This window comes from Nocardiopsis listeri (genome assembly GCF_020741345.1).
Taxonomy (GTDB): Bacteria; Actinomycetota; Actinomycetes; order Streptosporangiales; family Streptosporangiaceae; genus Nocardiopsis; species Nocardiopsis listeri_A.
On record NZ_DYZD01000074.1, the window covers coordinates 1 to 6,564 of the forward strand.

A 6,564-nucleotide genomic window follows, 5' to 3' on the forward strand; every position below is an offset into this window, starting at 1 on the left:
GGCGGCGGCATGTGGGCGACCGCCGACGACCCCGACCTGCCCGGTGGCGACGACACCCACACGGCCGCCCCCACGTGTGCCGCGGTCCCCGAGGACACGCTCGCCGAAGTGCTGCCCGGAGCCGTCCTGGAGACCGACGACCAAGGTCCCCTGAACGGCGGGGAGAACACCGTGTGCGTGTGGAGCACCGCCGGGGCGACCGACGGTGACGGGACGATCCTGCGCGTGGACCTGTCCGCCCGCTTCACCGACGCCTCCGCCGAACCCGCCGTCAGCGGCGACGAGGCGGCGGCCATGGCCCACCAGGCCATGGCCCCGGCCCGGGGCGAGGCCGTCGAACTCCCCGGCGCCGCCGGTGCAGAGGTCTGGCGTGGACAGCTCCCCGGCACCGCCGAACTCGCCTTCCACACCACCAACCTGTTCGTGCGGGTCACCTACACCGGAGAGTCCGACGGCGACCCCATCTCCTTCGAGGACGCCCGAGACACCGCGGTGGACGTGGCGACCCGTATCGGTGAGGCGCTGTGAGCGGTACCTACGAGACCGACCCCGGAGCGCCTCCGCCGCAGAGCCGGGCCCTCGCGGTCGTCCTCCTCGTCGTGCTCGTGCTGGTGGCGGTCGCGGTCACCGGATGGCTGATCTGGTACCTGCTCCGGAGTGGGGCCGAGCACGGCGCCTACGAGGCCGCCCCCGAATGCGCCATCGGCGAGACCGAGGTCCTGACCGAACTCGTGCCCGACCATGAACTCGAGATCGAGGAGACCGTCGGCAGCGCCCAGGACACCTTCGGCACCGGATGGCAGTGTCGTTGGGCCACCCCCGAGGACGGCGGAACCGCCGTTCCGGCCGCGGCCACGCTCATGCTGGTCGCCGCCCCGGTCGAGGGCGGCGACGAGACCGCCGCCGACACCCTGGAAGCCACCGCGGCGGGTAACGACCCGAGACCGATCGACGATCTCGGTGACGAGGCCCTGACCTGGGTGGAGATCGGCGCGTTCGAGGTCGGCTGCACCGGAGTGCGCGTCTCCAACCTCTACCTCGAGTCCTGTTACACCGCCTCCACCGACTACGACGCCGTCGGGTCGGTCGCAGGGGAGGACGCCGCGGCCGAATCCGAGCGGTTGGTCAGGTCGATCGTGGCGGAACTACCCGAGGGCATCGAAGTGAACGAGACCGACTGAGCGGTCTCACCACAGACCCTCGACGAACTCCGTCACCGCCGGGGCCACCCCGGGCGAGAACGGTCGGTCGGCGTCCAACACCGCGGCTCCGGGGAAGTCGTCGTATTCGCGCAGCACGTGGTCGACCCCGGCCAGGTCCACCCGCTCGGCGCCCTCCAGACCTTCCATCAGCCGGTCGACCTCATCTCGGGTGATCTGGGAGTCCTCATCACCCCAAAGGACCAGGACGGGGGTCCGTTCGGGCAACCCGGCGGCGAGCTCGGGCGGGTCGAAGGCGTCGATCCAGGCGAGGAAGTCCTGGTTCTCCGGGGCGAACAGACCCGTGGTGTCCCCCTCGGGCAAATCTCGGCCGTTCCGCATCGCGGCGCGCGCCGTCCGGGTGTGGGACAGCATCCGCACGGCCTCGGCCTCACTGAGGGAACCCTGCGCCTCGGCGGTCCGCACCTGCTCGGAGAGCTGACGGTCGATGACGTCGAGCATGCGCGTTCCCGGAGGGGCGGCCAGTACCAGGGCGGGTTCGGCGCCGTCGAGCACCTCGTGCGCGCGTAGCGCGTACAGCGCGCCCTCGCTGTGACCCACGACGATCGTGCGCTCGGGGTCCACCTCGGGCTGTTCGATCAGCTCCGCGTACGCGGCGGCCATCTGGGCGTCGAAGACCCCGGGGTCCACCGGTTCCTCCAGGGCGTCCTTCACCTCGTCGTCGAAGGTGGCGGGGTCGCCGCTGCCCAGCTTGTCGTAGCGAAGGGAGGCCACCCCGGCCTCGCTCAGCACCCGGGACAGGTTGAGGTTGGTATCGGCCTCGGGGCGTCCGGCGCTGTTGCCGTCCCGGTCGGTGGGGCCGCTACCGGAGATGATGAGCGCGCCCGGAACCGCGTTCTCGGAGCCGCTCTCCCCAGGTGAGGTGAACGTGCCGTCGACGGTGAATCCGCCGCCCTCGAAGCTGAGCTCGCGCTCGGTGCCACTCACCCCCGGAGGTTCGGGGCCCTCCTCCTCGGTGGGGCCACAGGCCGAGACGAGCAGGGTGAGGGCGGCGACCACGGCGGTCGAGCGGCCACGGCGTCGCGGGCGGCCGGAGACGACGGGGGTGCGGGCAGGAATGGACACGCCCCTCAGCGTATCGGCCGTGCCCTTGCGCGCCGCCCCGGCCTTGCCCTGGTGGGCGTGGCCGGGGCGGGACGGCCGTCGTCGCCCGAGGGGGTCAGACGCGGCGCATGACCGTGACGACCTTGCCGAGGATGGTCGCGTCGTCACCGTTGATGGGCTCGTAGGCGTCGTTGCGGGGCATCAGCCACACGTGGCCGTCGTCCCCACGACGCAGCACCTTGACGGTGGCCTCGTCGTCCAGCATGGCCGCGACGATGTCGCCGTTCTCGGCGGTGGGCTGTTGGCGGACCACCACGAGGTCGCCGTCGGTGATGGCGGCGTCGGTCATGGAGTCGCCGACCACGGTCAGCATGAACAGTCGACCCTCGCCGACCAGCTGACGCGGTAGCGCCAGGACGTCCTCGACCGACTCCTCGGCCAGGATCGGACCACCGGCGGCGATCCGTCCGATCAGCGGTACCGAGGCGGCCCGGGTGGCGTCTGCGGTGAGCTCCTCGGGCGTGATGCTCTGTCCGGTGTCCCGGCCGGGGGCGCGCAGTTCGACCGCGCGCGGCCGGTTCTGGTCCCGGTGCAGGTAGCCCTTGCGCTGGAGCACCTTGAGTTGGTGCGCGACGCTGGAGGGACTGGAAAGACCGACGGCGTCGCCGATCTCCCGGATGGACGGCGGAAAACCGCGCTCGCGCACATAACGCTGGATGCAGTTGAGAACGCTTTGTTGGCGCGCGGTCAGTTTGGGGGCTTCGGGCACGGCACCGCCCGTGTCACCTACGGGCGAAAGAACGGTGGTGTTTCCGGGGTCGACGACCTCGGTGTTGTCCTCCGGCACGGCCGGGCCTCCTCGGCGTTCGGTTCGGTCAGGGCCTGTTCGGGTGGCCGGTACCGGGTCCGTCGTCCCGAGGGTGGGCGAGACGGCGAAACCGGCGGGAAATCAAGGCCAAGATTAGTCGTTGCACACGGTGATATCAAACAAGCGTTCGATCGGCCGAGGTCGGCGACTCCGCCTTTTCGGCGGGCTTTTCCGATGACCCTCGGTTAAGTGTGTACACGTGTTCCCGCGCCGGTGTCCGTCGAATGCGGAAAACGGCTTTCCCGGTGGTTCGCCCCAGGTGGCTCCGGGTCGTTTCCTCGTAGGTCGTGGCGGGTGCCGGAACGCCCGCCGGGCAAGGGATTCCTCACGTGTGGAACGCGCGCCGAAGGGGGTCTCGCCGGGTGCGCTCCCCTTATCCTTGGAGGCGACCCCCGCCGTTTCGAGCCCTCCTCCCCGGTCGAGGCGGGTCCTGAGCCCCCACTTGAGGAACACGCCCATGGGCGTGTTGCGACCCGTGCCCCTGGGGTCTAGGTTCGACCACAACATCTGGTGTTGCCAATGAGGCATATACCTAGAAGTTGTGGTTAGGTAGACTCAAGGGTTGTGGTTCGGGTACAGGGAAGCAGGTGAACCAGGATGCATTGTCCGTTCTGTCGTCATCCGGACACCAGGGTGATCGACAGCAGGTCCACCGACGACGGTTCCGCGATCAGGCGGCGCCGCTCCTGCCCGGTCTGTGAGCGACGCTTCACCACACAGGAGACCGTCCTGCTCATGGTCGCCAAGCGCTCCGGGGTCACCGAGCCCTTCAGCCGCACCAAGATCATCGCCGGGGTGCGCCGGGCCTGCCAGGGGCGGCCCGTCTCCGAGGACGCCCTCGCCAAACTCGGCCAACAGGTCGAGGAGGAGATCCGAGGCCGTGGTGTGGCGGAGGTGCCCGCCAACGAGATCGGGCTGGCCATCCTCGGCCCGATGCGCGACCTCGATGAAGTCGCCTACCTGCACTTCGCCAGCGTCTACCGGGGATTCGAGAGCCTGGCGGACTTCGAAGCGGAGATCGCCAGCCTGCGGACCGACCGCGAGGGCGGGTCCGAGGAGGGCTCGGGAGAGGACTCCGACCCGGCCATGCCCACAGCCGACACCGCCTCATAGCGGCCCGGGCGTTCACCGAAACCGCCCGAGACCGCAGCGACGGCAAGAACCCGCGCGGTCACAGCCGGCCCGCGCACAGCAGACACTTCGGGGAGCGTCATGACGGAGACCACCAGCGGTTCAACGAGTCGTAAGGGGAAGAAGGGTCCCAAGGGGCTGAAGATCAAGCGCGTCTTCACCACCGAGGGAGTCCACCCCTACGACACCCTCGAGTGGGAACGCCGCGACGTCGTCATGACCAACTGGCGTGACGGCAGCGTCAACTTCGAGCAGCGCGGCGTGGAGTTCCCCACCACCTGGTCGATGAACGCCACTCAGATCGTGGCGAGCAAGTACTTCCGCGGCGCGCTCGGCGCCCCCGACCGCGAGTGGAGTCTCAAGCAGCTCATCGACCGCGTCGTCGGCGTCTACACCGAGACCGGCCTCCAGAGCGGCTACTTCGCCTCGGACGAGGACGCCGAGATCTTCGACCACGAGCTCAAGTACGCGCTCGCCAACCAGTACTTCAGCTTCAACTCCCCGGTGTGGTTCAACGTCGGGACCACCTCCGCCCAGCAGGTGTCGGCCTGTTTCATCCTGTCGGTCGACGACACGATGGAGTCGATCCTCGACTGGTACAAGGAGGAGGGGATCATCTTCAAGGGCGGCTCCGGCGCGGGTGTGAACCTGTCCCGTATCCGCTCCAGCAAGGAGCTGCTCTCCTCCGGCGGGACCGCCTCCGGGCCGGTCTCCTTCATGCGCGGCGCCGACGCCTCGGCCGGAACCATCAAGTCCGGCGGCGCGACCCGCCGGGCAGCCAAGATGGTAGTGCTGGACGTCGACCACCCCGACATCGAGGAGTTCGTCGACACCAAGGCCCGCGAGGAGCACAAGATCCGTGCCCTGCGCGACGCCGGGTTCGACGTGGACCTGGGCGGCGACGACATGTTCAGCGTCCAGTACCAGAACGCCAACAACTCCGTACGGGTCTCCGACGCCTTCATGCGCGCCGTGGAGTCCGGTTCCGAGTTCGGGCTGACCTCCCGCACCACCGGTGAGGTCGTCGCCACGGTCGACGCCAAGGACCTGTTCCACCGCATGGCCCGCGCGGCCTGGGAGTGCGCCGACCCCGGCATCCAGTACGACGGCGCCATCCAGGACTGGCACACCAACCCCGAGACCGGGCGGATCAGCGCGAGCAACCCGTGCTCGGAGTACCTGTCCCTGGACGACTCCTCGTGCAACCTGGCGTCGATCAACCTGCTGAAGTTCCTGCGCGAGGACGACTCCTTCGACGTGGAGAACTTCACCCGGCTCACCGAGCTGATCATCACGGCGATGGACATCTCCATCACCTTCGCCGACTTCCCCACGGAGAAGATCGGTGAGACCACCCGCGCCTACCGTCAGTTGGGCATCGGCTACGCCAACCTGGGCGCGCTGCTCATGGCGACCGGGCACGCCTACGACTCCGACGGCGGCCGCGCGGTGGCCGCGGCGATCTCCTCGCTGATGACCGGCACCGCCTACCGCCGCAGCGCCGAGATGGCCGGCGTGGTGGGCACCTACGACGGCTACAAGCGCAACGAGCAGGCCCACAAGCGGGTCATGCGCAAGCACGCCGCGGCCAACGACGACCTGCGCACCGTGGGCACCCTGGAGAAGCCCATCCACGCGGCGGCCACCGCCGAGTGGGCCGACTGCCTCAAGGTCGGCGAGCGCAACGGTTGGCGCAACGCCCAGGCCTCGCTGCTCGCGCCCACCGGGACCATCGGCTTCATGATGGACTGCGACACCACGGGCATCGAGCCGGACTTCTCACTGGTCAAGTACAAGAAGCTGGTCGGTGGCGGCTCCATGAGGATCGTCAACCAGGCGATCCCGCGGGCGCTGAAGAACCTGGGCTACCAGGAGGAGCAGAGCGAGGCGATCGTCGAGTTCGTCGCGGAGAACGGCCACGTCGTGGACGCGCCCTCGCTGCGGCCCGAACACTACGAGGTGTTCGACTGCGCCATGGGTCATCGCTACATCGAGCCCATGGGCCACGTGCGCATGATGGCCGCGGTGCAGCCGTTCCTGTCCGGTGCGATCTCCAAGACGGTGAACGTGCCCGAGGGGGCCACGGTCGCCGACTTCGAGCACATCTACTACGAGGGTTGGCGCTCGGGCCTCAAGGCCCTCGCGGTGTACCGCGACAACTGCAAGGTCGGCCAGCCGCTGTCCACCGGCAAGAGCGAGGAGAAGGCCGCGCCGGAGAGGGTCGAGGTGGCCGAGACGCCCCGACCGGTGCGCCGTCGACTGCCCAAGAAGCGGCCCAGCGAGACCACTTCGTTCTCCGTG

The 6,564-nt window shown here is 69.1% G+C and carries 6 protein-coding genes; 4 read left to right on the forward strand and 2 right to left on the reverse strand.

Annotated elements, in window-relative coordinates:
• Positions 1–528, forward strand: a 528-nt coding sequence (locus tag K8V84_RS04985) for a hypothetical protein (protein ID WP_304071002.1), incomplete at its 5' end; no start/stop codon positions are given.
• Positions 525–1,181: a hypothetical protein gene (locus tag K8V84_RS04990; protein WP_304071004.1), complete on the forward strand. Its 657-nt coding sequence runs from the start codon at positions 525–527 to the stop codon at positions 1,179–1,181. The genes K8V84_RS04985 and K8V84_RS04990, both read left to right, overlap by 4 nt.
• Before the next feature lie 6 nt (positions 1,182–1,187).
• Here the strand turns inward: K8V84_RS04990 and K8V84_RS04995 are convergent, their stop codons facing one another.
• Together K8V84_RS04995 and lexA are read right to left on the reverse strand one after the other, a co-directional pair.
• Positions 1,188–2,279 (reverse strand): alpha/beta hydrolase, encoded by a 1,092-nt coding sequence (locus K8V84_RS04995; protein ID WP_304071012.1) that lies wholly within the window; start codon positions 2,277–2,279, stop codon positions 1,188–1,190.
• Positions 2,280–2,379: 100 nt separating this feature from the next.
• On the reverse strand, positions 2,380–3,033 hold the full coding sequence (gene lexA, locus K8V84_RS05000) for a transcriptional repressor LexA (RefSeq protein ID WP_304071015.1): 654 nt from the start codon (positions 3,031–3,033) through the stop codon (positions 2,380–2,382).
• A 696-nt stretch (positions 3,034–3,729) separates the two neighbouring features.
• Here lexA and nrdR point away from each other — a divergent pair.
• Both nrdR and K8V84_RS05010 read left to right on the forward strand, forming a co-directional pair.
• The gene (gene nrdR, locus K8V84_RS05005; protein ID WP_304071007.1) at positions 3,730–4,245 is read left to right on the forward strand and encodes a transcriptional regulator NrdR; all 516 of its coding nucleotides are present in this window, start codon (positions 3,730–3,732) and stop codon (positions 4,243–4,245) included.
• Positions 4,246–4,344: 99 nt separating this feature from the next.
• The coding region (locus K8V84_RS05010) for a vitamin B12-dependent ribonucleotide reductase (RefSeq protein ID WP_304071009.1) at positions 4,345–6,564 on the forward strand (2,220 nt) is incomplete at its 3' end.

Bases quoted from the DNA above. Each gene is read 5' to 3' on its own strand.
- nrdR (WP_304071007.1), top strand. From the start codon at position 3,730: ATGCATTGTCCGTTCTGTCGTCATCCGGACACCAGGGTGATCGACAGC.